At 54.1% G+C, this 22,156-nt stretch carries 24 protein-coding genes; 14 read left to right on the forward strand and 10 right to left on the reverse strand.

The window, feature by feature from the left end:
• From GX147_07540 to GX147_07560, 5 genes are all read left to right on the forward strand, one after another.
• On the forward strand, positions 1–1,377 hold a 1,377-nt coding region (locus GX147_07540; protein NLN60545.1), incomplete at its 5' end, for an elongation factor G.
• A 1-nt stretch (position 1,378) separates the two neighbouring features.
• The gene (locus tag GX147_07545) at positions 1,379–1,870 is read left to right on the forward strand and encodes a MogA/MoaB family molybdenum cofactor biosynthesis protein (GenBank protein ID NLN60546.1); all 492 of its coding nucleotides are present in this window, start codon (positions 1,379–1,381) and stop codon (positions 1,868–1,870) included.
• 172 nt (positions 1,871–2,042) lie between these two features.
• Positions 2,043–3,125 (forward strand): type IV pilus twitching motility protein PilT, encoded by a 1,083-nt coding sequence (locus GX147_07550; protein NLN60547.1) that lies wholly within the window; start codon positions 2,043–2,045, stop codon positions 3,123–3,125.
• Between the two features lie 121 nt (positions 3,126–3,246).
• A complete protein-coding gene (locus tag GX147_07555; GenBank protein NLN60548.1) occupies positions 3,247–4,422 on the forward strand; it encodes a PilT/PilU family type 4a pilus ATPase in 1,176 nt (391 codons plus the stop codon).
• Positions 4,413–4,940, forward strand: a complete 528-nt coding sequence (locus GX147_07560) for a hypothetical protein (GenBank protein ID NLN60549.1) — start codon at positions 4,413–4,415, stop codon at positions 4,938–4,940. The genes GX147_07555 and GX147_07560 overlap by 10 nt, the downstream gene beginning before the upstream one ends.
• Before the next feature lie 6 nt (positions 4,941–4,946).
• Here the strand turns inward: GX147_07560 and GX147_07565 are convergent, their stop codons facing one another.
• Positions 4,947–5,888, reverse strand: a complete 942-nt coding sequence (locus GX147_07565; protein NLN60550.1) for a tetratricopeptide repeat protein — start codon at positions 5,886–5,888, stop codon at positions 4,947–4,949.
• A gap of 45 nt (positions 5,889–5,933) precedes the next feature.
• Positions 5,934–6,230 carry a hypothetical protein gene (locus tag GX147_07570; GenBank protein NLN60551.1) on the reverse strand — a complete coding sequence of 99 codons (297 nt, stop codon included), beginning with the start codon at positions 6,228–6,230 and terminating at the stop codon, positions 5,934–5,936.
• 638 nt (positions 6,231–6,868) lie between these two features.
• On the opposite strand from GX147_07570, the gene GX147_07575 reads away from it, so the two are divergent.
• From GX147_07575 to GX147_07585, 3 genes are all read left to right on the forward strand, one after another.
• Complete coding sequence (locus tag GX147_07575) at positions 6,869–7,375, forward strand: PaaI family thioesterase (protein ID NLN60552.1); 507 nt, start codon at positions 6,869–6,871, stop codon at positions 7,373–7,375.
• Positions 7,376–7,392: 17 nt separating this feature from the next.
• Positions 7,393–7,977, forward strand: coding sequence for a hypothetical protein (locus GX147_07580; GenBank protein NLN60553.1), 585 nt, complete (start codon positions 7,393–7,395; stop codon positions 7,975–7,977).
• Positions 7,978–8,287: 310 nt separating this feature from the next.
• Positions 8,288–9,016: a DNA mismatch repair protein MutS gene (locus tag GX147_07585; GenBank protein NLN60554.1), complete on the forward strand. Its 729-nt coding sequence runs from the start codon at positions 8,288–8,290 to the stop codon at positions 9,014–9,016.
• A 197-nt stretch (positions 9,017–9,213) separates the two neighbouring features.
• On the opposite strand, the gene GX147_07590 is transcribed toward GX147_07585, so the two are convergent.
• Together GX147_07590 and GX147_07595 are read right to left on the reverse strand one after the other, a co-directional pair.
• Entirely contained in the window at positions 9,214–10,530 is a 1,317-nt protein-coding gene (locus GX147_07590) for an alpha/beta hydrolase (GenBank protein ID NLN60555.1), read from the reverse strand.
• Positions 10,531–10,906: 376 nt separating this feature from the next.
• Positions 10,907–12,040, reverse strand: coding sequence for an acyltransferase (locus GX147_07595; protein ID NLN60556.1), 1,134 nt, complete (start codon positions 12,038–12,040; stop codon positions 10,907–10,909).
• A gap of 716 nt (positions 12,041–12,756) precedes the next feature.
• On the opposite strand from GX147_07595, the gene GX147_07600 reads away from it, so the two are divergent.
• The 5 genes from GX147_07600 to GX147_07620 all read left to right on the forward strand — a co-directional run bounded on the left by GX147_07600 (position 12,757) and on the right by GX147_07620 (position 15,749).
• A complete protein-coding gene (locus GX147_07600) occupies positions 12,757–13,707 on the forward strand; it encodes a hypothetical protein (GenBank protein ID NLN60557.1) in 951 nt (316 codons plus the stop codon).
• A gap of 344 nt (positions 13,708–14,051) precedes the next feature.
• Entirely contained in the window at positions 14,052–14,285 is a 234-nt protein-coding gene (locus GX147_07605) for a CopG family transcriptional regulator (protein ID NLN60558.1), read from the forward strand.
• Entirely contained in the window at positions 14,272–14,529 is a 258-nt protein-coding gene (locus GX147_07610; protein ID NLN60559.1) for a type II toxin-antitoxin system RelE/ParE family toxin, read from the forward strand. Before GX147_07605 ends, GX147_07610 begins: the two co-directional genes overlap by 14 nt.
• 84 nt (positions 14,530–14,613) lie before the next feature.
• The gene (locus tag GX147_07615; protein NLN60560.1) at positions 14,614–15,192 is read left to right on the forward strand and encodes a ComF family protein; all 579 of its coding nucleotides are present in this window, start codon (positions 14,614–14,616) and stop codon (positions 15,190–15,192) included.
• A complete protein-coding gene (locus GX147_07620; GenBank protein NLN60561.1) occupies positions 15,189–15,749 on the forward strand; it encodes a hypothetical protein in 561 nt (186 codons plus the stop codon). The genes GX147_07615 and GX147_07620 overlap by 4 nt, the downstream gene beginning before the upstream one ends.
• A gap of 820 nt (positions 15,750–16,569) precedes the next feature.
• Here the strand turns inward: GX147_07620 and GX147_07625 are convergent.
• Positions 16,570–16,971, reverse strand: a complete 402-nt coding sequence (locus GX147_07625) for a prepilin-type N-terminal cleavage/methylation domain-containing protein (protein ID NLN60562.1) — start codon at positions 16,969–16,971, stop codon at positions 16,570–16,572.
• Positions 16,972–17,185: 214 nt separating this feature from the next.
• Here GX147_07625 and GX147_07630 point away from each other — a divergent pair, with 214 nt between their 5' ends.
• Complete coding sequence (locus GX147_07630) at positions 17,186–17,443, forward strand: hypothetical protein (protein ID NLN60563.1); 258 nt, start codon at positions 17,186–17,188, stop codon at positions 17,441–17,443.
• Positions 17,444–17,458: 15 nt separating this feature from the next.
• On the opposite strand, the gene GX147_07635 is transcribed toward GX147_07630, so the two are convergent.
• From GX147_07635 to GX147_07655, 5 genes are all read right to left on the reverse strand, one after another.
• Complete coding sequence (locus tag GX147_07635; GenBank protein NLN60564.1) at positions 17,459–18,298, reverse strand: ABC transporter ATP-binding protein; 840 nt, start codon at positions 18,296–18,298, stop codon at positions 17,459–17,461.
• 11 nt (positions 18,299–18,309) lie between these two features.
• The gene (locus GX147_07640; GenBank protein NLN60565.1) at positions 18,310–19,326 is read right to left on the reverse strand and encodes an iron ABC transporter permease; all 1,017 of its coding nucleotides are present in this window, start codon (positions 19,324–19,326) and stop codon (positions 18,310–18,312) included.
• Positions 19,323–20,351: an ABC transporter substrate-binding protein gene (locus GX147_07645; GenBank protein ID NLN60566.1), complete on the reverse strand. Its 1,029-nt coding sequence runs from the start codon at positions 20,349–20,351 to the stop codon at positions 19,323–19,325. The genes GX147_07640 and GX147_07645 overlap by 4 nt, the downstream gene beginning before the upstream one ends.
• Positions 20,352–20,416: 65 nt before the next feature.
• A complete protein-coding gene (locus GX147_07650; protein NLN60567.1) occupies positions 20,417–21,220 on the reverse strand; it encodes a methyltransferase domain-containing protein in 804 nt (267 codons plus the stop codon).
• Between the two features lie 76 nt (positions 21,221–21,296).
• Positions 21,297–21,890 carry a formylmethanofuran dehydrogenase gene (locus GX147_07655; GenBank protein ID NLN60568.1) on the reverse strand — a complete coding sequence of 198 codons (594 nt, stop codon included), beginning with the start codon at positions 21,888–21,890 and terminating at the stop codon, positions 21,297–21,299.
• Positions 21,891–22,156 lie beyond the last annotated feature (266 nt).

The raw sequence follows: 22,156 nt of genomic DNA on the forward strand, positions 1-22,156 counted from the left end.
GATCTGAAAACCGGACTCCGACAGGGTATTTTAAACGGTTCGCTTTATCCCGTTCTATGCGGTTCCTCAATCAAGAATATCGGTATCACCCCCTTTATGGATTTGATGACCAAGTATCTGCCATCACCGATTGATCGCGGCAGTGCCGTGGGAAAACCACTCTCAGGTGACGGTGAAGAGGAGAGGAATCCCGATGAAGCCGCGCCATTTTCAGCGCTCGTGTTCAAAACAATAGCGGATCCCTATGCCGGACGGCTCACGATTTTCCGTGTTTATTCCGGAACATTAACTTCCGACGGCAATTTTTACAATACAACACGGAAAATAACAGAGAGAACAGGCAACATATCTTACGTGGAGGGGAAAACACAAAAAACGGCAGAGCGGCTAATTCCGGGAGATATTGCCGCGTTGTCGAAACTCAAGGACACGTTTACGGGAGACACCATCTGTACAGAAAAGGCGCCAATCATATATGAGAAGATTGCTTTCCCACCGACAATCATCTCTTTTGCAATTGAACCCAAATCCAGAGGAGATGAGGAAAAAATTGTTTCTTCCATCAACCGGCTCATAGAAGAGGACCCAACCCTGTCCTTCCATCGGGATGAACAGACCAAGGAAATGATCATTTCCGGTATGGGTCAGGTACATATTGAAGTCAACATGGAAAAGATGAAACGGAAATTTGGTGTGGAAGCCCATTTAAAGACACCAAGAGTCCCTTACAAGGAAACCATCAAGGGCAAAACCAACATCCAGGGTCGCTACAAGAAACAGTCCGGCGGTCGTGGTCAATTTGGCGACTGCTGGTTGGATATTGAACCCCTGCCCCGTGGTGAGGGTTTCGAATTTGTCGATAAAATCGTCGGCGGTGTGATCCCCCAGCAATACCGGCCTGCGGTGGAGAAAGGTATTGTCGAGGCAATGGGAGAAGGAGTGGTCGCCGGTTATCCCGTTGTGGACATCAGGGTTTCCCTTGTTGATGGCTCTTACCATACAGTCGATTCTTCCGAAATGGCATTCAAAATAGCGGGTTCCATGGGTTTTAAAAAGGGCGTCATGGCCTGCCAGCCGGTTCTCTTGGAACCGATTGTCAATATTGAAATTGAAATTCCGGATGAGTATATGGGAGATGTCATCGGCGATCTGAACAGTCGGCGTGGCCGCGTCCTGGGCATGGATTCCAAAGGAGCAAACCAGATCGTTAGGGGACAGGTGGCGCTGGCCGAGATTCTAAAATATGCACCTGATCTAACCTCAATGACCAGCGGACGGGGTACTTTTACCTATACGCATTCCCACTATGAAGAAGTTCCCGCCCATTTGGCGGAGAAAATTATCGAAGAATCAAAGAGAGAAAAGGAAGAAACGTAGGATGCCGTTTACGTTCGGGATCATCACGGTAAGCGACAAAGGAGCTCGCGGGGAAAGACTTGACACGAGCGGTCAGGAAATTCGCGATATTCTTGGTAAGGAAGGTTTCTATTTTGTTGATTATACAATAGTTCAGGATGAAGTTGAACAGATTAGCGCAGCCCTCGTCGCCTACGCTGATCAAAAGAAAATCGATTTGATTGTTACAACAGGAGGAACCGGCGTCAGCCCATCCGATGTCACACCGGAAGCGACCATGGGTGTCATTGATAAAGAAATTCCCGGGATGTCAGAAGCAATGAGACGCGAAAGCGTCCTCATTACACCCCATGCGATGATATCCCGTGCTGTGGTCGGTATCCGGGGTGAATCATTGATAATCAACTTGCCGGGAAGTCCTAAAGGTGTCAGGGAGAATCTTGCCACGGTTCTCCCCGCATTGGGGCACGCCATAGAAAAAATTAAAGGAGATCCATCGGATTGTTCTGTTTAAATCGTGGCTCATTGGGATCTTTTAAAAATTGAGACGTCCTATTGGGGAACCAGTGTCGATGAAGTCAAATAATGATCCTTGTTGAAAAAAACGAGGGTGAAAACGTTCCCTTGTACTTTTTTCAAAAATTGCCATCGATCATAACGAAAAAGAGGAGCACGAGGAGGCTTGCATGGCAAAAATTGATGCTTTTTTTCAGCTGATGAATGAACAGGGCGCATCGGACCTCCATCTTGTTGCGGGTCAACAGCCCGCCATCCGTATTCGGGGTGACATGGAACGCATCCAATACGATACTTTGACCAACGATGAATTGCGCTCCATGCTCTATGAAATTACACCGGAACAAAAGATAAAACACTTCGAGGAGACAGGCGATGTGGATTTTGCCTACGAGGTGCCGAGCCTGGCGCGTTATCGAGCTAATTTTTTCATGCAGCAAAATGGCGTCGCCGCTGTTTTCAGAGAAATTCCCAGCAGGATATCCACCTGTGCAGAGTTGGGTCTTCCACCGGTTATTGCGAAACTGGCCACACTGCCCAGGGGGCTTATTCTGGTCACTGGCCCAACCGGGTGCGGCAAATCGACCACTCTGGCAGCGATCATCAATGAAGCCAACCGACTCCGCAAAGACCACATCATCACCATTGAAGACCCCATTGAATTCGTCCACCAGAGCCAAAACTGTATCGTCAATCAGCGTGAAGTCGGCTTTCATACACGATCCTTTTCCTCGGCCCTCCGGGGCGCTCTGCGAGAAGATCCAGATATCATACTGGTTGGCGAAATGCGCGATCTGGAGACGATTTCTCTCGCCATTGAAGCGGCTTCAACGGGACACCTCGTTTTCGCTACTTTGCATACCACCAATGCAGCCCGGACGGTCGATCGTATGATCGAAGTTTTTCCCTCAGAGGAACAGCTGCAGATTCGTTCCACCCTGGCCGATGCAATTCGTGCAGTCATTTCCCAGGTTTTGTTCAAACGAATCGATAAAAAAGCGCGTTGTGTCGCTTTGGAAATAATGATTGCCAACGCTGCGGTACGCAACCTCATCAGGGAATCGAAAACCTTTCAAATCCCGTCAATGATGCAGGCAGGGAAAAAATACGGCATGCAACTTCTTGACGACGCGATCTATGAACTTCTCGACAAGGGCTGGATCAGCGCGGACGAGGCCTACACGAAATCCAACGATAAGGGGCGTTTCCGGCCTTTCCTGAGGAATCCCCCAACCGATTTTACAGAGGCCTAATGGAGGCAATGCCCATATCGATCATGAAAGACACGACAACACCGGTGTCGTGTGGAGATGAAAAGACGGTAACATATTTATTTTGTTCTGAAAAAAGGCCGGATAAAGGAGAGGTGTGTCGATGAGAAAACAGGAAATGGACTATCTCTTTACCCAGATGCTCGATTCCCATGATAATATTTCGGACTTGAACATCACCGTGGGCAAGCCTCTGCAGGTTGAAAGCGCAGGACAACTCCTGCCGGTGGAAACGGATCCCCCCTTTCCAGGTTTAACGCCGTTTCAAACCGAAATGTTTGCTTTAAATTTGATCGGCCATGATCGGCGGCTGACGACTCAGCTATTGAACCATGGCTCATGTGACTTGTCTTATGAACTGCCGGGCAAGGCACGTTTCAGAGTCAATATTTTCTCGCAACGGGATAATTACTCCATCGTCATGAGGAAAATGGAATCCCGAATCCCCACGATAAAGGATTTTAGTCTACCGGAGGCTTTCGACAGAATCGCCAAGGAAAAAAATGGCATTGTCCTGGTTACGGGAGCGACCGGCAGCGGTAAAACCACTTCTTTGGCGGCCGTGTTGAACGAGATCAACAACAGCCAGTCCGTCCATATCATCACACTGGAAGATCCTGTGGAATTTTCTCATCCCCATCGTATGTCCACATTCAACCAACGTGAACTGGGAAGTGATTTCGATACCTTTGCAAACGGTCTGCGGGCTGCCCTGCGTCAAGCCCCAAAGGTAATTCTTGTCGGCGAGATGCGGGACCGCGAAACCGTCGAAATCGGCCTGTCCGCGGCCGAAACGGGACACCTCGTCTTAACGACCCTTCATACGGTTGACGTCGGTACAACCATTAGCCGTATTCTGGGGATGTTCTCCACGGAAGAAGAAAACCAGGTCCGCGTGCGCCTTGCCGATACCCTGCGATGGATTGTCTGCCAGAGGCTCTTGCCAAAAGTCGGTGGCGGACGGGTAGCCGCTTTTGAGGCGGTGAGTACAAGCCTGCGGGTAAAAGATGTCATCCTCAACGGGGAATCGGATGGGAAAACCTTCTACGATATCATGGAGGCGGGCAAAGCGTTCGGCATGATCACCTTCCACGAATATATTGTCAACCTGTACAAGGATGGTCTTGTTACTGAAGAAACGGCCAAAGCCTATGCGTCGAATCGTTCCATCGTCGGACGCGGCATTGACGCCTTGAAAAGCAGCAAAGGAGAAAAAACAAGCACCCTGGACAAGTTGCGGGTGGACAACCAATATGGAAAACCGAAGGGATGGTTATAAAAGTGGAAGACGGCAAGGACTTTCTCAGCGAATTACTCTGGTATGAGTATGACGATGCGGATAAACCCTTTGATTTTATCGGCACGGATACGGAAACGGCCATGATCTGCGTGACAGACGATGCGATCCGGGAAAAAATCACGGCTGATCTCGCCGGTCGTGACTTCTATATCTCGGAAGTCAATACAGCAAAAGAAGCCGTGAAAAAAATGCGCTTTCATGTGTACACGCTGCTGGTGATTGATGAAAATTTCGATACAACCGATCCCGACAGAAATGACCTGCTCCGTTACCTTGCAACGGTACCCATGTCGACGCGCAGACGCATGTTCATCAGTCTGCTCAGCACCCGTCTGCGAACGCTGGATAGGATGGGCGCCTTAACCCGGAGCGTCAATATGATTATCAACACTCAGAACATTAAGGATTTCATCACCCTCATCACCAACGGCATAGCAGAAAATGAGGGCTTTTATCATACCTTTACAAACGTCATCAACGAATCGGGGAAAATATAAGCAGGTTCAGAGTAAATTGTTTTCACCCAGAACCTCTGCGACGATGTCCTCCCGACCGATTGCGGTGCAGGATGCGGCAAGATGGGTGTAATAAAAAGGGTTCCGGGGATCAGTTTTAACAGCCTGTTTAAAATAATCAATGGCGAGCTCATGCAGGCCCGCCTTGGCCAGGCTGTTGCCGAACCGATTGAGGAACGTTCCTGCCCGCACAGGTTCCATACGAATTGCCTGCGCCAGCAAGGTTTCGCCCTCATCAACACGACCCAGTTCAACATGGATATCCGCCAGATCAAGAAATAAAAGGGGATTTTCGCTGTCCCGGAGGCAATCCCTCAGAATCTTCTCCGCAGACACGGCACATCCGGCCTTTCGGCATGCTTCCGCCAAGCGGGTATAAAAAACCTCCTTTTTATCCGGTTCCAGCGCCACGGCTTTTCCATAAGCCCCCTGGGCCAGCTCTATTTCTCCCATCGCGACGTAGGCGTTGCCAAGGTAACAATATACGATCACCGCGTCAGGATCCATATTTGCCATTTTTTCAAAAACCCCGACAGCGTCCCGTGGTCTTCCGCCCCGCATATAAGCATCTCCCAAATCACCGAGGAGGGAGAGGTCGTTCGGCTGAGCGTGAACCGCTCTTTCACACACATCTACGAGCAAGTCCAGACTGCCGTTCTCTTTGTACAACCGGACAAGTTCATCGAAGGCAAATCCGCTGAAAACTTTGTGACGCAGTTCCCGTTCGAAGAGTTTCCGAAAACAGGCAAGCGCTTCATCCTTGTGACCCCCGTCATGGTAAACCCAGGCGAGTGCCAGCAGATAAGAGTTTTCATCCGGATGGTTTTCTATCAACCTCCGGTAAAGCGTTGCAGCCTCATCAAAAAAACCGGCCTGTTCCAGCTCTTTAGCCTGGTGCAGGTCGGGATCGATTTGTTGAAAACCATTCATGGTATAAGAGGATAAAATAAATTCGATGCTACATCACGAAGAGGATCAAGATGGGAGCTTTTCACCTTCCAGGCTGGAGGAAATTTTAAATCCTGCCCCTGGCGTATATTCAATAAAATCAATTTCTATCGGTTTCGACCTTTCATAAAGCTCCCTGGCGATCAAGAAGGGAATACCCTGAATCACAATGACCTCATCACCATCTCGAGTCTGATCAAGAATCATCCCCAGGACATGGTTTCCTGCGCTTTCGTCCAGGAAAATACGAACCTTCTGATCCTCCTCCAGCTTCTCCATGAGGTTCATCAGAAAATCAATGGCCTTATTCGTCACGGTCAACATATGTTTATTCCTCCGTTCATAATCGATGATATCGCCATCGACCACCCCATTACCGATGTTTCACACTTGCCCTGATCTTAACGCAGCGGAGCGGTCCCCTGTCCCTGGTGACCAAGACGAAAAAACCGTCCTCCGGCAGCATCAACGGGAAGGCCCTTCCTGTCCCAAGCTGGACATGATTTTAAATCCGCCTTCGGGTCCCCGACCTGCATAGTCAATGACAACGGGCTTCACTTTCTCATAGAGTTGCTCATTTACCAAAAAGTTGATTCCCCGTTTGTCGAATACCGCGTCGTCTTTGAGTGGTTCATCCAGAACCAACCCCAATCCGTTACCGCCTCAGGCTTCTAAAATCGTAAGGCGGATATACTGCTCTCCACCCATCTGTTCCACCATACGGGTTAGAAAATCAATAGCACTTGACGTAACTTCCAGCACCACACTCTCCTAATCCGTTCTTATCATACCGATTTCCCGCGCTAGGGTATATCAAAATTCCGTTTTGTCAACCGGATTTTGGCATACTGGATTTGGATAGTCCCTTGACAGAAACCCCTTTCCCATCTATATCCATGGTCACCAGGACGTCGTTCTCCAGCCAGATTTTCAAAGAATGAGGAGGGGGCTCTATTCCACCCATGTTCGATTACGCGACATACCTCAGCCGGCTCCAGGCGGGCGATACCACAATCAATCCCTTTCTCGCTTTTCTGGACATCCGGCTAGATGAAATTTCAACGGGTTTCGCCCGTTTCCACATGGCCGCCAAACCGGAGTATCTGCAGGGGGCGGGGCTTGTCCAGGGGGGGCTTATGGTCGCTTTGGCTGATGAAACCATCGCCCACGCCATCATGTCTGTCCTGAAGGGAAATGAGGGGCTTACAACCGTTGAATTGAAGAGCAATTTCCTCGCCCCGGTCAAGAACGGCACGCTGACGGCCGAAGCAACGGTCTTTAAAAAGGGAAGATCCATCATTGTCGGCGATTGTCTCATCCGGGATGATCAGGAACGACAGATTCTGCGCTGCACGGCGACTTTTCTTGTCGTCGCGGAAAAGACGAAGCCGTCCCGGAAAGACGAAGAAACGCCCCCCGCTGACCCGGCAATAAAAAAGGAAAACGACCGGCAGGCTAATCTGTTTTGATGAAGGAGGCGACAAGCATGTCCCCGGATATCCCGACAGTAAACACCCTTTATTTTAACGGTCCCGGACCGGCCAACACCCGGGCCGTCCTGGAGACGGCGGCAAAGCGCGCGGAGGAAAGACGGATCGGGCTGGCCCTGGTTGCCACCTGCAGCGGCAACACGGCTCTTCAAGCGCGGGATATTTTCCCCCCGGACGTTCATATCATCGCCCTCACCCATGTGACGGGTTTCGCCGCGCCGAACACCCAGGAACTAACGGAAGAAAATCGGCGGATCCTGATGGGAAAAGGCATTCCGATCTTCACCGGCCAGCATGCCTTCGGCGGTGTCGGCCGGGCCGTCCGCAATAAGCTGAGCACCTACCAGGTCGATGAAATTATGGCTTACACGCTCCGCACCTTCGGCCAGGGAACCAAGGTGGCCGTTGAAATCGCCCTGATGGCCGCCGACGCCGGCTTGGTCCGGACGGATCAGGACGTGATCGCAATCGGCGGAACCGCCGAGGGTTGTGACACGGCCCTGGTTGTTCAGCCGGCAAACAGCTACCGCTTCTTCGACCTGAAGGTCCGGGAAGTGATCTGCAAACCTTTCAATTTCTGAGGCTTCTGACCTCCCTGTTTCGGCCATGAAGTGTAGATGTAACGGCACCGGCATCGAATCTTTTCATTTCGAACGGAAGAGATTCTTGGTTGACGCCTCAGAATGGCATTGTGACACGGTCCCTTGATGGGGGGTACATTTCCCGTGCGTGACATCCTGGACATGGATGCCGCATCGGGAGGCGGCAGGGCACAACGGCGGGTGGGACAAACTCCGCTCACCGCACTTGCGAACAGGCGAACGGGACCCTCTTTGCATTACCCACTCCAGCAAAAAAGGGTGCGGTCAGACATGATAAAAAGGCGATACGATGAAAGATAACGCCTTCAATCAACCCTTCAAGGAAGCGGAAGCCCGCCTGCGGAGGATAAAGGTTGCCCCCGGCGGGAAACCCGCCGCGGCCGGCGTTCGACTGGACAGAGACACGCCGGAAAACGAAGAGGCGCTCTTCCGTGTCGCCATGGCGGATGTCGTCCCTATGGCCGGCGACCGTCGCGACTCCCGCCGGCCGGTCCCGTCCGGCCCGGTCCAGCGGCCTGACGACCATGACAGGGCAGAAACCCTGGCGGCTCTGCGGCGGCTCGTCGTACAGGGTGAAGGTTACAGCGTCTCCGACACGCCGGAGTACATGGAAGGAACGGGCTACCGGTTTCCCCTGGAATGGGCCCGGCGTCTCCATCGGGGCGATTTCCCGGTCCAGGACCACATCGATCTCCACGGTTATACGATGACAGCGGCCCAACCGGCCCTGGAAACTTTCCTGCTAGACGCGATCGCCGCGGGTAGGCAGTCCCTCCTCGTCATCCACGGCCGGGGGCTTTCCTCGCCCCGAGAACCGGTCCTGAAAAATATGGTGAAAGACTGGCTGACCCGTCGCTCCTGGCGGAAATGGATCATCGCCTTTGCCAGCGCGCGGCCCTGCGACGGCGGCGCCGGCGCCACCTACGTCCTCCTGCGACCCCATGGGGCTCCTCCGCACCGGCGTTTCCCGCACCGTTCACGCCGGTCCCGCCGCGCTGCGTCCGCCCGGGAAACTTAGACCCTCCCGCACCGGGAACCGGGCTTCGTTCTCCTCTATCGCAATGCCCGGCGCAGTCGTTTAGGCCTTGGGAACTCCGTCGTCATTACCGTAAATGGAGATTCAGAGGCCTTCCGCAAAAGCAGAACGCGGCAGCGTTCGTCAAGAAGGCAGGCGGAGATCTCTACAAAGCCAAGGGCAGGAAGAAAAAAAATCATTTATTTTCTGTCGAGAGTCGACAGCACAGAATAAAAAATCTCCCGCACCTTTTCATCGTTCAGAATCCCCACATGCGAGGCATTGAAGCCGTAGCTTTTATAAGCGGCCAGATGCACCCGCCCGTCCAATTGGCTGTGGAGAGTAATTGTCCCGTCGCTGCTTGCCCCGGTATTGAAGCCGAAAAAGAGATAGAAGGGAACATCTCTGTAGGCGGCAATCTCGTACATCTCCATGAGAAAAGGACTTCCGGTGGCAACGTCGCGCCAGGCGGGGACAACCGCCGGAGCATATTTTAAGCCGGCCGCAGCCGAATCCACACCCCCGTATGGCGAGTTGAAAGAGACATATCCCTTAAGGTCAAGGTCGATGCCGCTGCGGTGCAGCTCGCTGAGCGTAGCCAGGCTGACAAGGCCGCCCATGCTGTGGGCGACAATGATCATGTTCAGCGGATGCTTGCGGATGTTCTTTTTGGAATATTTGATGATGTTTGACAGGTTCGCACCCAGTTTTTTAAGGGACATGCCGGACGGATAGAAGTAAAACCATGGCTGATAACGCTTTCGGTCGAGGCCGGCTACGAGATATTTGAAGTCTCTCGGCGTTCCCCCGAAACCGTGAACAAAAATAACATGCGTCTTATGCGGATCGAACTTCTCGAATGAAAAGATGTACTGCTGAGTATGCGCCATAAACGTCTTGGGGTCATAGAGTCCCGTCTCACCATACTTGGGGTCGAAAAAATCATCATCAAGCGACTCATAGACATAGGAATGCTGCCTTACCTTTTCCCTGACGTCCAGGTCTGTTTTAACGGGTTTCGCAGGATCAATGGTGAACTCCGGGCCGATTATCGACAGGCCGTCCTTAATCTTGTTCCGGGATATTGTGACGGGGGAAGGCATCTTGCCCACCATCTCGTGAGACTCAAAGTAACCGTTTCCATCGACATCCGCGAAAAAGTAGAGTTCATAAACGCCTTCCTGCAGATGGATCTGATAATAATCCAGAGGAGTCTGCATCGGAGAAAGCGCTGCAATTTCTCCTTTCTTGAACCTGTCGGTCACTGCCACAATCAGGATGGGGCCATCGGGTTCCCGGGTAAAATGCAGCTTTCCGAGGAATAAATAGGCGTCTTCCGGCGCCAGCTCCATGAGCAGCCTGGCGCTCTGCTCCCTGCTGAATTCCCTCGTCAGGTCCCGCTGTTTCTGCACGAAACCGAAATAGTTACCGCAGCCTGCAATATAAACAGCCAGCAGGCATGGTAAAACACCTCTCATGCACAGCCGCCATACGGACGGTGATTTCCAGACAGTCATTTGCCCCTCCCGGGATGCAGAAAATTTTTTGATCCATATAGAAAAAAAGCCAGCCTGTCAATTAAACGATCCTCGACTATAAGTCGAGGGCCGTTTAGTCTTATCTTTAAAAATTACGTTCTTGCAACCTGGGACCGGCAGTCTCTATTTCAAGCAGACCCCTTTGAGAAACCAGCGCTATCATGTTTCCCACAATGTCTGCTTCTTCAGCCGGCGACTATCCATTGCCCGGGGGAATTAAAGTTGAAGAGCATTGGTAAATGCGACCATGCGATCAAAGTACCAGACTGTTCATATGCAATCGGAATAGTAAAAAAGATGATCACATCATATCCTCTTATGGAATTCCCGCATAGTGGCGGACTGGAAAAGAAAATTAGAGAAATTTCTTTGCCGGCGTTTTGTGCAACAGGGATGTCAGCAGCCAGATTGCCGACAGGGCAAACGTAGAGCTTGCGAGAAACTTCAGGGCTGCCGGAATCTGATGTGCGAGAAGCAAGTATTGCATCCAAATGACGAATGCATAATGGAAGATATAGATGCCATATGCGTTGTCCGTCAGGCTATCCGCAAGCGGCCTGGCCGTGTTGAAAAAAAAACGAGCCATTCCCAGAGCGCCAAGGCTCGTGAATGTGCAACAGCATGAATAGACTGTTGCCTGCAGGACATTGATCAACCGGACCTGCATGCCCGCAAAGCAAAATAGCCTTGCTTCCATGGCACCGTGAACCAGATAGCTTAACGCCCCCAAAGCAACCCAGAAAGGCCATGGTTGCAGGTTTTCACGTGAAAGAGAGTGTTGTATCTTCGCACCCCCTATGACAACACCCACCAGGAACCATGCAAAATACAGCAGGAGCCGCCACGTCTGAACCTGCAACGGTCCCCATGGATTTAAGCAACTGGTGGGAGCGACAAACAGACGCACGGGCACGGTCGCAAGCAGACTCACTGCAAGCAGCATAATGACCAGGTTTGCTGGAGAGTTGACAGACCATGACACTCTCTTCCTAAAATCCCGAATGAAAAGATGGGGCACGGCAACCAGAAAGCAGAAGGCGAGCAGAACCCATATAAACCAGGACGGCCCACTCGACCAGCCATCAACGGTAAAAAACCGGTAGAGGAAGTTGCCCTGGCCGGCAGCTTCGCTTGACAGCCACGCGGGGTAGTATGCCAGAGGGCTGAGCAATACTACACAGACTACAAAGGGGATGCCGAGTCGCTTTGACCTGTCCGACAGGAAGTGCAAAACACCCTTGCGCTCAATGGATGGCACAACGAACAGCCCGGAGACAAGAAACATGAGGCACATGAAAAACATGTCGTTCCAGCCCACCAACAGGTCAAGCGGCATCCAGCGGACCGTGTCAACAACCGGTGCAGTGGATCTGATGTAACGCTTCGCGTCGAAATAGCTGAAAGTATTGTAGGCAAGGGCAGCGTGATGCGCAACGACAGAAACTGTTATGCCGCTCCGCAGGTAGTCGATGGCAATATCCCTCTTCAAGAAGGGCCTCCGAATGAATAATTTCGACCATCATTTAACACGATCCGGGAACGCTGTTAAGAGTCATTCTTGACGGCTTCGTGAAAAGTCTGGATAAGGGGATGACCTCGCCTGATTTTTGGGAAAAAATACCCCTTGACGCGAGAAAATGGCCTCCCTATACTCGGAACCGTCAAAAGCAAATTCTTATTAACTTAACCGACTTTACAGGAACTAAATGGGAAGGAACTGATATCCAGGGAGGAGGTTCATCATTCGCCGACTCTCGAATTCATATTCGAGAGCATGTCTGTTTTTAAAAATAAAGTCATAAACTTCGATAAGACTAAATGGATCAACTGATTTGGCGAGCCTGCGAGGGAATACCGTCAAGGAAACTGCAATCGGCGGATCGACAACTCCCTCCACGCCTGGCAGGCCCGGACCTGGTTGAAGGCAGGCCATGAAACCACCTAATATCGCATCGTTGTTTTATCGACACCGTACCGGAACTTGAACTGACCGCCCCGCTGCACGACCAAGGGGGCCCTGAAAGAAGTAGCCACGAAACCGGTTCTTGCTCGGTGCCAAGCCTTGCGAGGGCAGTGACGAAGGATTGAGGCCTTCAGCCTCGGCAACCCGCAAACCACAATCCAATTGCGTCGAAGGCGATCGTCAAGACCAAAATTGAGAGTATGAAAAACGAAACATTTTTCGAATAACAAAAGGAGGCCCATATGCGCACACTCGTCATGTTCTACACCATCATGATCTGCATCCTCTGGATTGTCCCAAAATGCCATTCCGATCAGCTCAAAACCGGAACCATAAAGACCGCGCCATCGCCAACCCAGATAACAGGCACGCCAACGCCGAAACCGCAGACTCCGCCCGTAAAAAGCGCTCCCGGAATGACAGCGCCCGTTCCGACGAAGCAGGGCATCACTTCCTCCCTGGGGCAGAAGGCCGTCATCGCGGTCAGAAGCCCGGCCCAGGGCACGCAGCATCCGGTCGGTAAACCCCTGCCCATCATCTGGGACAGAAGCACTATCAGCACCGTCGCCTCAGTGAACATACTCCTGATGGACAGACCCGGCGGAACGATCCAGACGGCCATCAAAACCGGCACCCCAAATACCGGTACCTTTTATTGGACCCCTTCTCCACAGTTCGCTATGCCTGGCAAGTCCTGGGTCGTGCGGATCGAAACAACAGACAAAAAAAGTCAGGGACATTCCGGGGCGTTCAGCTTTGCAAAATCGGATACGGGCAGAACCGAAAGCGGCCTGCCACAGCAGCATAATCAAAACCCACCAACACGCCCTGTCGCGGCACAGCATCTTATGCAGAACGACGTTTCCATTTGGAAGGATATCAAAATGGAAAATGATAATTTGTCAGGAATAAATATGAATCAAATCGACATTATGCAAACCCAGATAAATATCCTTAAAAGGGAGCTTGAGAATGAAAAGGAGGCAAGAATACATTTAGAAAAAATAATCTCAGAACATATTTTAAGGTTTGAATCTCACGTTCATGAATATCGATTTGGATTAGGCAGAAAAATAAGCATGAGCTCAAAAAGAAATTGGAATAACGTATCAGACGATGAATTAATAATATATGTCGATCCAAATATGGAACATGTCCAAAAAGAACCACCAATTACAAGCATTCCAAAATAAAAGAAAGACTGGCTGACCCGCCGCTCCTGGCAGAAATGGATCATCGCCTTTGCCAGTGCACGGCCCTGCGGCGCCACCTACGTCCTCCTGCAGCCCCGTGGGGCTTCCCCGCACCGACGTTTCCCGCTCCGTTCACGCCGGTCCCGCCGCGTTGCGCTCGACGGGAAAACGTAGACCATCCCGTACAGGGAACCGGACTTCACCCTCTATCGCAATGCCCGGCGCAGTCGGGTAGCCCGCTACGCGAACTGCCGTCGGCTGACCTCCGCCGTTCGCTCTCTGAAACCATTATTGACGTCATAACGTTTTGACACTATAATGTCACAAAGATTGGAGGTGACATTATGGCAACACCGGCAAAAAGAGCCACCGTGTATTTCGACCCTTCCATCCACAGGGCACTGAAACTAAAATCAATAGAAACATCGAAATCAATATCAGACCTTGTCAATGACGCTGTCAAGGCAGCGCTTGCTGAGGATGCTGAGGATATTTCTGCTTTCGAGGAAAGGGTGAATGAACCGCTGATCAGTTCTTCCGAGATGCTGAAAAGGCTGAAAAAAGATGGCCGCATATGAAATATTTTTCAGGGAATCGGTTTGGAAAGAACTCAAAAAGGTACCCAAAGCCGATCTGAAAAAAATCCTCTCACGAATTGAGCAACTTGGAACTGATCCTCGGCCTATGGGGTGCGAAAAACTCACAGGCCATGAATTATACAGAATCCGTCAAGGGAATTATCGGATTGTATATACGATCCAGGACAACGAGCTTACGGTATGGATAGTTAAGGTCGGCCATCGGAAAGAAGTATATCGATGAGCGAACAAGCGCCTGTAGCAGACCGCGATAGATCGTCGCGGCTCCTAAGGCGCAGCGTTAGAAGTCAAGAGGAAGGGGGCAGACGTGTCGATTCAGCTGGAAGGAAATTGGAAACGTGGGCTCGCATTCGACGTTCACACCTTGAGCAGCACTTACTTGGGCGTCAATGAGTACGGATACGATCAGTGGGATAACACCCGGAGCGAAATTGGCGAACTGCTCTATCAGATAAAATATCGTGCAGATGCACGAAAGGTCCAAAAGATCGTCAAGCTCCTGGACAAGATCAAAGGCATAGAGTCAATGGATTACTTGATTCCCGTTCCCTCGACAAACAAGCAAAGGCGGGTTCAGCCGGTCGTTGAAATTACCCGGAAACTTGGAGAATGCCGTGGTGTCAAAGTACTTGAAGGTGTCCTTTGCAAACGTGCTGGAGGCCCCGAGCTCAAGAACGTGACCGACGTTGACGAACGCGAGGCACTGCTGCGAGAAAGATTATATCTTGAGCAGTGTGACGCCATTGAGGGAAAGAATGTGTTGTTAATCGACGATTTGTATAGGTCCGGAGCGACTCTGCGTGTGGCAACAGAACTCCTGTACGACAAGGGTGGTGTCAACGATGTCTTTGTGCTAACGATGACGAAGACAAGGAGCAAGAGATGATATCCGTATTCGTAGCAGGCTCTCGAAAACTTGGGCGACTCAATGATCAAGTCCGAGAGCGGTTGGAAAATATTATTGCAGGGTCCTATCGAGTCTTTGTTGGTGATGCCAACGGCGCCGATAAGGCAATTCAATCCTTTCTTTCCGAACAGAAATATGAACATGTCGTGGTCTTCTGCTCTGGACCCAAATGTCGTAATAATTTAGGAACATGGCCAATGCACAACGTTGACGTCCCATCCGGAATTACTGGAAGAGCGTTCTACACATACAAGGATGTAGAAATGGCTGAAGGTGCAGATTACGGCCTAATGCTTTGGGATGGAAAGAGTTCAGGCACAATTAAAAATGTAATAGAGCTACTTAAGAGGCATAAGAAATCTTTAGTTTATTTCTCTCCAAAGAAAACCTTTATCTCTGTAACTTCTCTGAACGAATTGGAGACACTTTTAGCCAATTGTTCTCCTGATAGCCTTGATGTGATAAAAAAGAAAGTCGGCCTTAAGTCTCAGCTCAATGAAATCGCGCAGTCGAGCCAGTCCGCGCTTAACTTCTAACATGTCAATGCAGCGGACGCCAAAACCGCCGTGCGGTTTCGTCACGGCTGATGCCTGCCGTTCGCTCTACGAAGCAATCAATGAACCAGAGGGAATTCAACGCCTCATCCGGTCGTACAAAATCTCTTCGGGAACCCCGCCGAAATGATCGAAAGCCCGGATATGGCAATCCACCTGAGATTGATAACCCGGCTCCGTCTCAAACCGCCTATAAGCTTATCCGGCCCCGTTCCTCCTTCATTGACCGAACGGCTCGCTTCACGATCCCATAGCTCCCTGAAAAACCCATCGGGAGAAGATGATCGTGTTACGGCTGATCCCCAAGCGCCCGGCAATATGCCGCCGGTTCAAACCCCTCCGATGTAATAACGGTATGTCCAAAACAGTCCCCTTTTTTCAACGTGCCACCCCGCTCACCATGAAGTAAAAAATTAAACCATAAAGGGGCTCACCTTCTCACGACCATTTTCGGATGAACTTATTGCGCCGGGAAACACCAGCCCCAGCCGGGTACGCCGGTCAAACTTTCGAAAGGGCCGGACGGCGCTTGCGGTCGCCTGCTTTTCGGTACCGGCGACGGGCCCCTCTCCATGACGGGCAAAGGCGAATGCCCCTCGGCGGCGCCCTCCATGACCGAAGGCGGCAGGAAACCTCTTTACCGTTACATGGGGTCGGCGCCGGGTGTGAAAGGCCCCCCATGGAGGCCCTCATGGTGCAGACGGAAGGGACTCCAGGCAAGAAAAGAGGAGGCCGGGCATGTGCCCGGCCTCCTCGATTCCGATCAAGTATTTTCCTTTGTTTTCGGTCTTGAGTAAGTGAATTATGGTTTAGCAGGGTTTAACACAGCGTCTCCGCTCGTAACTTCCATTTTGGCTTCATTGGTGGTAAGCCCCCACCCAGTACTACCCGTAATGGTAATGATATAGTTATTGGCATTGGTGACGACAACTCCACACGTACAACCATCTGACTTCATATAACCGGCCCCTTCTAAATCAGTACAGCTGAAGGTAGCTAATGCAGGATTGTCGGCAAACAATGCCACTGAAGCTGTGTAAGCGTTCTTGGCGTCACTGTTCAGTGTAGCTGCCCAGCCTCTCTTTCTGTACTGGGTAAACTGCGGCACGGCGATGGCCGCCAGGATGCCGATGATGGCGACGACGATCATGAGTTCGATCAACGTGAAACCCTTCTGTCCTTTTTCGTGCATGGCCTGAAGCATTTTCTTCCTCCTTCTTTCTTCTGTGTTTGGTTGTTTTATATTCTGTTCTATTGCCTCTTGTCCGGTCGATTCTGCCTTTTATTCGCCCCCGTTCACCTCCTGTTCTTATTTTTTTCCGTTTTCGATTGTGGGCGATCGTCCGTGGACGATGCGCCGTCGCCTCTCTTATTGCAACGGCGATGCCAACCCGCATACTCCGGGGGCATTTGTCGTCATGTCCCGTCATATCGGGTATCTACGCGGGGTGACCCCGGGGGCGGGACCGGGCCGGGGGCACCCGGTCTCCGTGGTTTTCACGGGGCGATCCGTGATTATCACGGAAGCGGTCGGTGGAATCGGGGCGACGGCGGGCGTCCCCCTGTCGGCGGTCATGACGGGACGGGGGAAACAGAGTCGAAAGGGCGGGTTTGGCGCCGAGCTCCCCCGGCGAGAGGGGGGCCGGGCGCTCCAGGGGGGAAAATGGGGGGCCTGAAGGGGGCGAATGGACTCAGAGGGTGAGGGGGAGGAAGACGATCTTCTCCTCCTCTCCCGTCACCGTCATTTTCGTGTGGCTGTCGATGGCGTGGGGCACGCAGACCCTGAAGGAGCCGTTTATCCTCACGACGCTGACCCGCGCCTGGTAGAGGGCGAAGAGGCTCTCGTTCGTCACGACGGACGCGGTTCTCCCGTCGCCGATGACGGCGCCGTCCTTCATCATGACGGACCGGTCCCCCAGCCAGAAGGCGTGTTCCGGCGAATGGGTCGATTTGATGAACGTGTAGCCCTCCCGGGCGAGTTTGATGATCTCCTCGAGAAGGCGCAACTGGTTGCCGTAATCGAGCCCCGTCGCCGGCTCGTCGAGGACGAAGATCTCGGCCCCCTGGGTCATGGCCCGGGCGATGAGGGTCAACTGGCGCTCCCCGCCGCTCAGTTCCGTGTAGGGCCGCTCCGCCAGGTGGGCGATGGAGAGGCGGGCCATCTTCTCATGGGCGATGTCCCGGTCCTTCCCCGAATAGGAAAAGAAGAAGGGCTTGTGGGGCAGGCGGCCCATGAGGACCACGTCGATGACCTTGTAGGAAAACGCGCCCCGGTGGCTCTGGGGAACGTAGGCGATCTGCCGGGCCACGGCCCGGGGGTCGATCCGGCCGATTTCCGTCCCCTTCAGGCGCACGCTCCCCCGGGCGGGGCGCAGCAGGCCGAGGAGGACCTTCAGGAGGGTGCTCTTTCCGCTGCCGTTCGGACCCAGGAGGGAGATGACCTCCCCCCGGCGGACCGTCAGGCTGACATCCCTCAGGACGGGCCGGCTGTCGTAGGCGAAGGTCACGTCCCGCGCCTCGATCAGCGTCATCCCCCGGGCGGTCATGAGCCCCACCCCCGGCGGGCCCTTCTCATGACGAAAACGAAAAAGGGGATCCCCACAAGGGAGGTCACGATGCCGATGGGAATCTCCGTCTCGAACAGGAGGCGGCATAGGTTGTCGACCAGGAGCAGGTAAATGGCGCCGATCAGGATACTCGAGGGGATCAGCACCCGGTTGTCCGGCCCGACCAGCATGCGGGTAATGTGGGGGATGATCAGGCCGACCCAGCCGATCATGCCGGCGATGACCACCGTCAGGGAGCTGACCAGGGAGGCCAGGAAGATCATGACCAGGCGGATCCTCTCCACCGGAATACCCAGGGACCGGGCCTCCTCGTCTCCCATGCTGAGGACGTTGAGGTAGCCCGACATGGATATGATCAGCATCATGCTGATGACCATGGGAACGGCGGCGAACCACACGGTCCCGGCGTCGGCGTAGGACAGGCCGCCCATGAGCCAGTACACGATGGCGGGCAGCTTGTCGTAGGGATCGGCGCAGTACTTGACGACGGACAGAAGGGAGGTGAACAGGGCCCCGCTGATCACGCCGCCCAGAATGAGCAGGAGGACCGCGCCGCCCCGGAACATGCGGGCAATGCCGACGGCGACCAGGACGGAAATGAAGCCGAAGGCGAAGGTGCTCACCTGGACGGCCAGCCAGTTTTCGAAAAGGAGCATACCCAGGGCGGCGCCGAAGGACGCCCCGGCGAGAACACCCAGAAGGGACGGCGACACGAGGGGGTTGATGAACATGGCCTGGAAGGCCGCGCCCGCCACGGACAGGGAGGAACCGACGAGGATGGCGGCCACGACGCGGGGCAGACGAATGGAGAAGAAGAGGCTCTCCAGAAGGGCCATGTCGAGGCCCGCCGGCGCCCTGCATCCCGTCACCTTCGCCGTGAAAAAAAGAAGCGTGTCCCGGAGGGTGACGGGATACTTGCCCAGGGTCAGGGAAACGACGGCCCCGACGGCCAGCAGGATCGTCAACAGGGTCACAACCGCCGGCCGCCTCATCCCGCCAGGATCTCCCGCACCTGGGCATCGTCCAGCTCCACCCCCAGGAAAAGGCGATAGAAGAGCCGGGTCTCCCGGGCCATGTCGATGGGATACAAGTCGGGATAAAGGCAGGACATGACCCACTTGATCCCGATGTAACGCATGTGGGAGGCGGGGCGGTCAAACCAGTTGAAGGGCGTCTTGGGGATCACGAACACCCGCCCGTCCCTCACGGCCCCGATCCGGCGCCACGCCCGATCCCTCCGGATGCGGTCGTAGGCCTGCCGTTCCTGGACGAAGATGACATCGGGGTCGGCGAGGAGGACCTCTTCCATGGAAACGCGCTCCATGCCGTAATCGTTTCGGGTCCGGCACAGGCAGACGTTTCCGGCCCCGGCCAGGCCGATCACCTCCGTGCGCCGGGAGGTATGGCATTCCGTAAACAGGCCGTCCAGACCCTGGGCATAGTAAACGGAGACGGTTTTTCGCGTGGAGGCGGAACGGGCCACGGCGGCCGCCTCCTTCAGCGCCCTCTCCCCGTAATCCGCCAGCTTTTCGGCCCGCTCCTCCCGATCGAGGAGCTTTCCGAGAAACCTGAATCCCTTTCCGTAATCCGCCATCCCGTCGATCGCCATGAAGACGAGGGGGAAACCGGCTTTCTTCATGTCGGCTTCCATCCTGCGGTTCAGCGCGGAATCCCTGCGGACCCACATGATGACCACATCCGGCCCGGCCTTGATGATCGTTTCGATGTTGGCCACCCGCCCCTGGCCGAAGTACCCGCCCAGGACGGGAAGGTCATGGACGAGGGGAGACAGGTACCGCTTCTCCCGGTCCTTCAGGGGCGCATTCCACCCGCTGAGGAGACCCGGGTCGACGGCGTAAATCATCTGGGTGGCGGGGGGCGAGGTGGCATAGACCTTCCGGATCCGGTCGGGGACCTCCACCTTCCGGCCCGTCATGTCCACGATTTGCCTCGCCTCGACGGGCATGACCATGAGCAGTAAGGACAAGCAGGCCATCCAGAGCATCGCCTTCGTCATCACCGCCGTTACGGGGTACAGATGTCGCTGCATACGCTTATCGAGCCCTGTCAATACGGGCCCGCCTATTCCTTGTCCCACCAGAGAACGGCCCAGCGGACGGTCCTGGCGTAATCGAGCATCCACGCGCCGTCCCGTTGGACGAGGTGCCTTGCCATGTAGGCGTCGAGTTTTTCCCCCTCTTCCGGCGTCATCTCCGGGAACATCCAGCGGAGGGAGCCCAGGGCCTCCCCGTATTCGGCATAGGCGTCCTGAACCCGTTGGGTGATAAAGTCAACGCGGGCGTAAATGCCCATCTGGTACAGGACATTGTAATTGTAGATGTAGTCCGGCCCCACCCGCAATTCCCGCCCCACGGCCCGGTGAGCCCGGCGGTCATGGGGCCCGTCGCCGACGATCGTGACGATGAAGACCCGTTCGCGGGCGGCGTGGTGCAGCTTGTCGATGTTGGCCTTCAGGTCATCCACCACGAGGGACCGTGACGCGATGGCCACGTCGTACCGGCCAAGACCGGCCTCCCCCCAGTCGTCCTCCCAGCGGGCCTGAATCATCTCGACGTTGTCTATGTTTCTTTTCAGGCATTCCTCCCGGAGAATGGCAAGCATCTTTTCCGAAAAATCGACGGCCGTAACGGACTTGACCTTGTCCGCCAGGGGCAGGGCGAGGGTGCCGCCGCCGCAACCCATATCCAAAACCGTCCATTCAGGGCGGGGCGTCATGATCTTCAGAAAGTGCTCCGCGTATCCGGTCCTCGAAGCATGCCTCGCAAAGGAACGGGAACGCCCGTCCCAGAATTCGGCGCGCCGGGCGGGAGACGGATGCTTTTCCCTCATCTCCCTCCACGCCTGATTCCAATCCGCGTTCTGCATTAAAACCGCCTCCTGCATGGTTCCTCCTTTTAGAAATGGATTATAAATGAACGGGCCGCTCAATGCATTCGTATTTTTACAGAAGGGAGTAGTAGCCCCCGCCATTCACGCAGGCCCCGCAGTAGATTTTTCCGTCCATCCGGACCTCCCGGCAGTCCATGACCCGCTCCCCGCAGACCGAACAGGTCACGATGCGCAACGGCTTGCCCGGCAGGACTTCCGGCTTCATGTCCACCTTGACCTCACGGACCTCGAACAGGTTCTCCTCGGGCTGCAGGGCCCATTCCATCGTATGGGGATTCCGCTCGATCATCTCCCGTGTTATTTCCTGTGTCTTGTCGTCGTCCTTTTCATTCACCGACACCCGGACGGCTTTCCCCGTCTCCAGATGCACAAATGTCATGGCCGCCTTTCCGTAATCGATCACCCTGAAGGTCCGCTTCCCGGGGCGGCGGCCCGCCACGGCCAGCAAGGCGTCGGCGGGACAGCGGTAGGTCTCGACGAAAGCCATGAATTTTTTCCGGTCCCTTCCCTTCGGATCCTCAATCCCGATGGCCTTCAGGCCCATCAGCACCATCCGCGTGCCGACGGTGATCCCGGCGCACAGCTCCCCGTGAAATTCACGGGCGTCCTCCAGTCTCGCTTCCAGATCGAAATAGTCCTCATTCATCTGTCACCCTCCTGAATTGTGATTGCCCGTTTCCACCCGGAAGTGATCCGGGCGGGGCATGGGAATCGGGAAATCTTCCGGTCACCCCCGGCAAGCCGGCCCTCCCCTTCCCCTCCGGCTCCGTGGGGGCTGCCCCCCCCCGGCTCCGTAGGGGGCTGCCCCCCCGGCGGCTTCGTAGAGGGCTATCCCCCCCGCGTCCCCCGAAGGAGACAAGGAGCGATGCGCCCCCAGGCCATGCGGCTGTCCCCTCCCCGCCTCCTCCGAAG

The organism is Deltaproteobacteria bacterium, from assembly GCA_012522415.1.
Classification (GTDB): Bacteria; Desulfobacterota; Syntrophia; order Syntrophales; family JAAYKM01; genus JAAYKM01.

Coding starts and splice junctions, on each gene's coding strand:
- GX147_07580 (NLN60553.1), top strand. CDS start 7,393: ATGTCCCCGGATATCCCGACAGTAAACACCCTTTATTTTAACGGTCCC.
- GX147_07565 (NLN60550.1), bottom strand. CDS start 5,888: ATGAATGGTTTTCAACAAATCGATCCCGACCTGCACCAGGCTAAAGAG.
- GX147_07630 (NLN60563.1), top strand. CDS start 17,186: ATGTCCCGTCATATCGGGTATCTACGCGGGGTGACCCCGGGGGCGGGA.
- GX147_07620 (NLN60561.1), top strand. CDS start 15,189: ATGATATCCGTATTCGTAGCAGGCTCTCGAAAACTTGGGCGACTCAAT.
- GX147_07610 (NLN60559.1), top strand. CDS start 14,272: ATGGCCGCATATGAAATATTTTTCAGGGAATCGGTTTGGAAAGAACTC.
- GX147_07550 (NLN60547.1), top strand. CDS start 2,043: ATGGCAAAAATTGATGCTTTTTTTCAGCTGATGAATGAACAGGGCGCA.
- GX147_07655 (NLN60568.1), bottom strand. CDS start 21,890: ATGAATGAGGACTATTTCGATCTGGAAGCGAGACTGGAGGACGCCCGT.
- GX147_07635 (NLN60564.1), bottom strand. CDS start 18,298: ATGACGCTGATCGAGGCGCGGGACGTGACCTTCGCCTACGACAGCCGG.
- GX147_07625 (NLN60562.1), bottom strand. CDS start 16,971: ATGCTTCAGGCCATGCACGAAAAAGGACAGAAGGGTTTCACGTTGATC.
- GX147_07570 (NLN60551.1), bottom strand. CDS start 6,230: ATGTTGACCGTGACGAATAAGGCCATTGATTTTCTGATGAACCTCATG.
- GX147_07545 (NLN60546.1), top strand. CDS start 1,379: ATGCCGTTTACGTTCGGGATCATCACGGTAAGCGACAAAGGAGCTCGC.
- GX147_07555 (NLN60548.1), top strand. CDS start 3,247: ATGAGAAAACAGGAAATGGACTATCTCTTTACCCAGATGCTCGATTCC.
- GX147_07575 (NLN60552.1), top strand. CDS start 6,869: ATGTTCGATTACGCGACATACCTCAGCCGGCTCCAGGCGGGCGATACC.
- GX147_07590 (NLN60555.1), bottom strand. CDS start 10,530: ATGACTGTCTGGAAATCACCGTCCGTATGGCGGCTGTGCATGAGAGGT.
- GX147_07585 (NLN60554.1), top strand. CDS start 8,288: ATGAAAGATAACGCCTTCAATCAACCCTTCAAGGAAGCGGAAGCCCGC.
- GX147_07640 (NLN60565.1), bottom strand. CDS start 19,326: ATGAGGCGGCCGGCGGTTGTGACCCTGTTGACGATCCTGCTGGCCGTC.
- GX147_07600 (NLN60557.1), top strand. CDS start 12,757: ATGCGCACACTCGTCATGTTCTACACCATCATGATCTGCATCCTCTGG.
- GX147_07560 (NLN60549.1), top strand. CDS start 4,413: ATGGTTATAAAAGTGGAAGACGGCAAGGACTTTCTCAGCGAATTACTC.
- GX147_07645 (NLN60566.1), bottom strand. CDS start 20,351: ATGACGAAGGCGATGCTCTGGATGGCCTGCTTGTCCTTACTGCTCATG.
- GX147_07650 (NLN60567.1), bottom strand. CDS start 21,220: ATGCAGAACGCGGATTGGAATCAGGCGTGGAGGGAGATGAGGGAAAAG.
- GX147_07605 (NLN60558.1), top strand. CDS start 14,052: ATGGCAACACCGGCAAAAAGAGCCACCGTGTATTTCGACCCTTCCATC.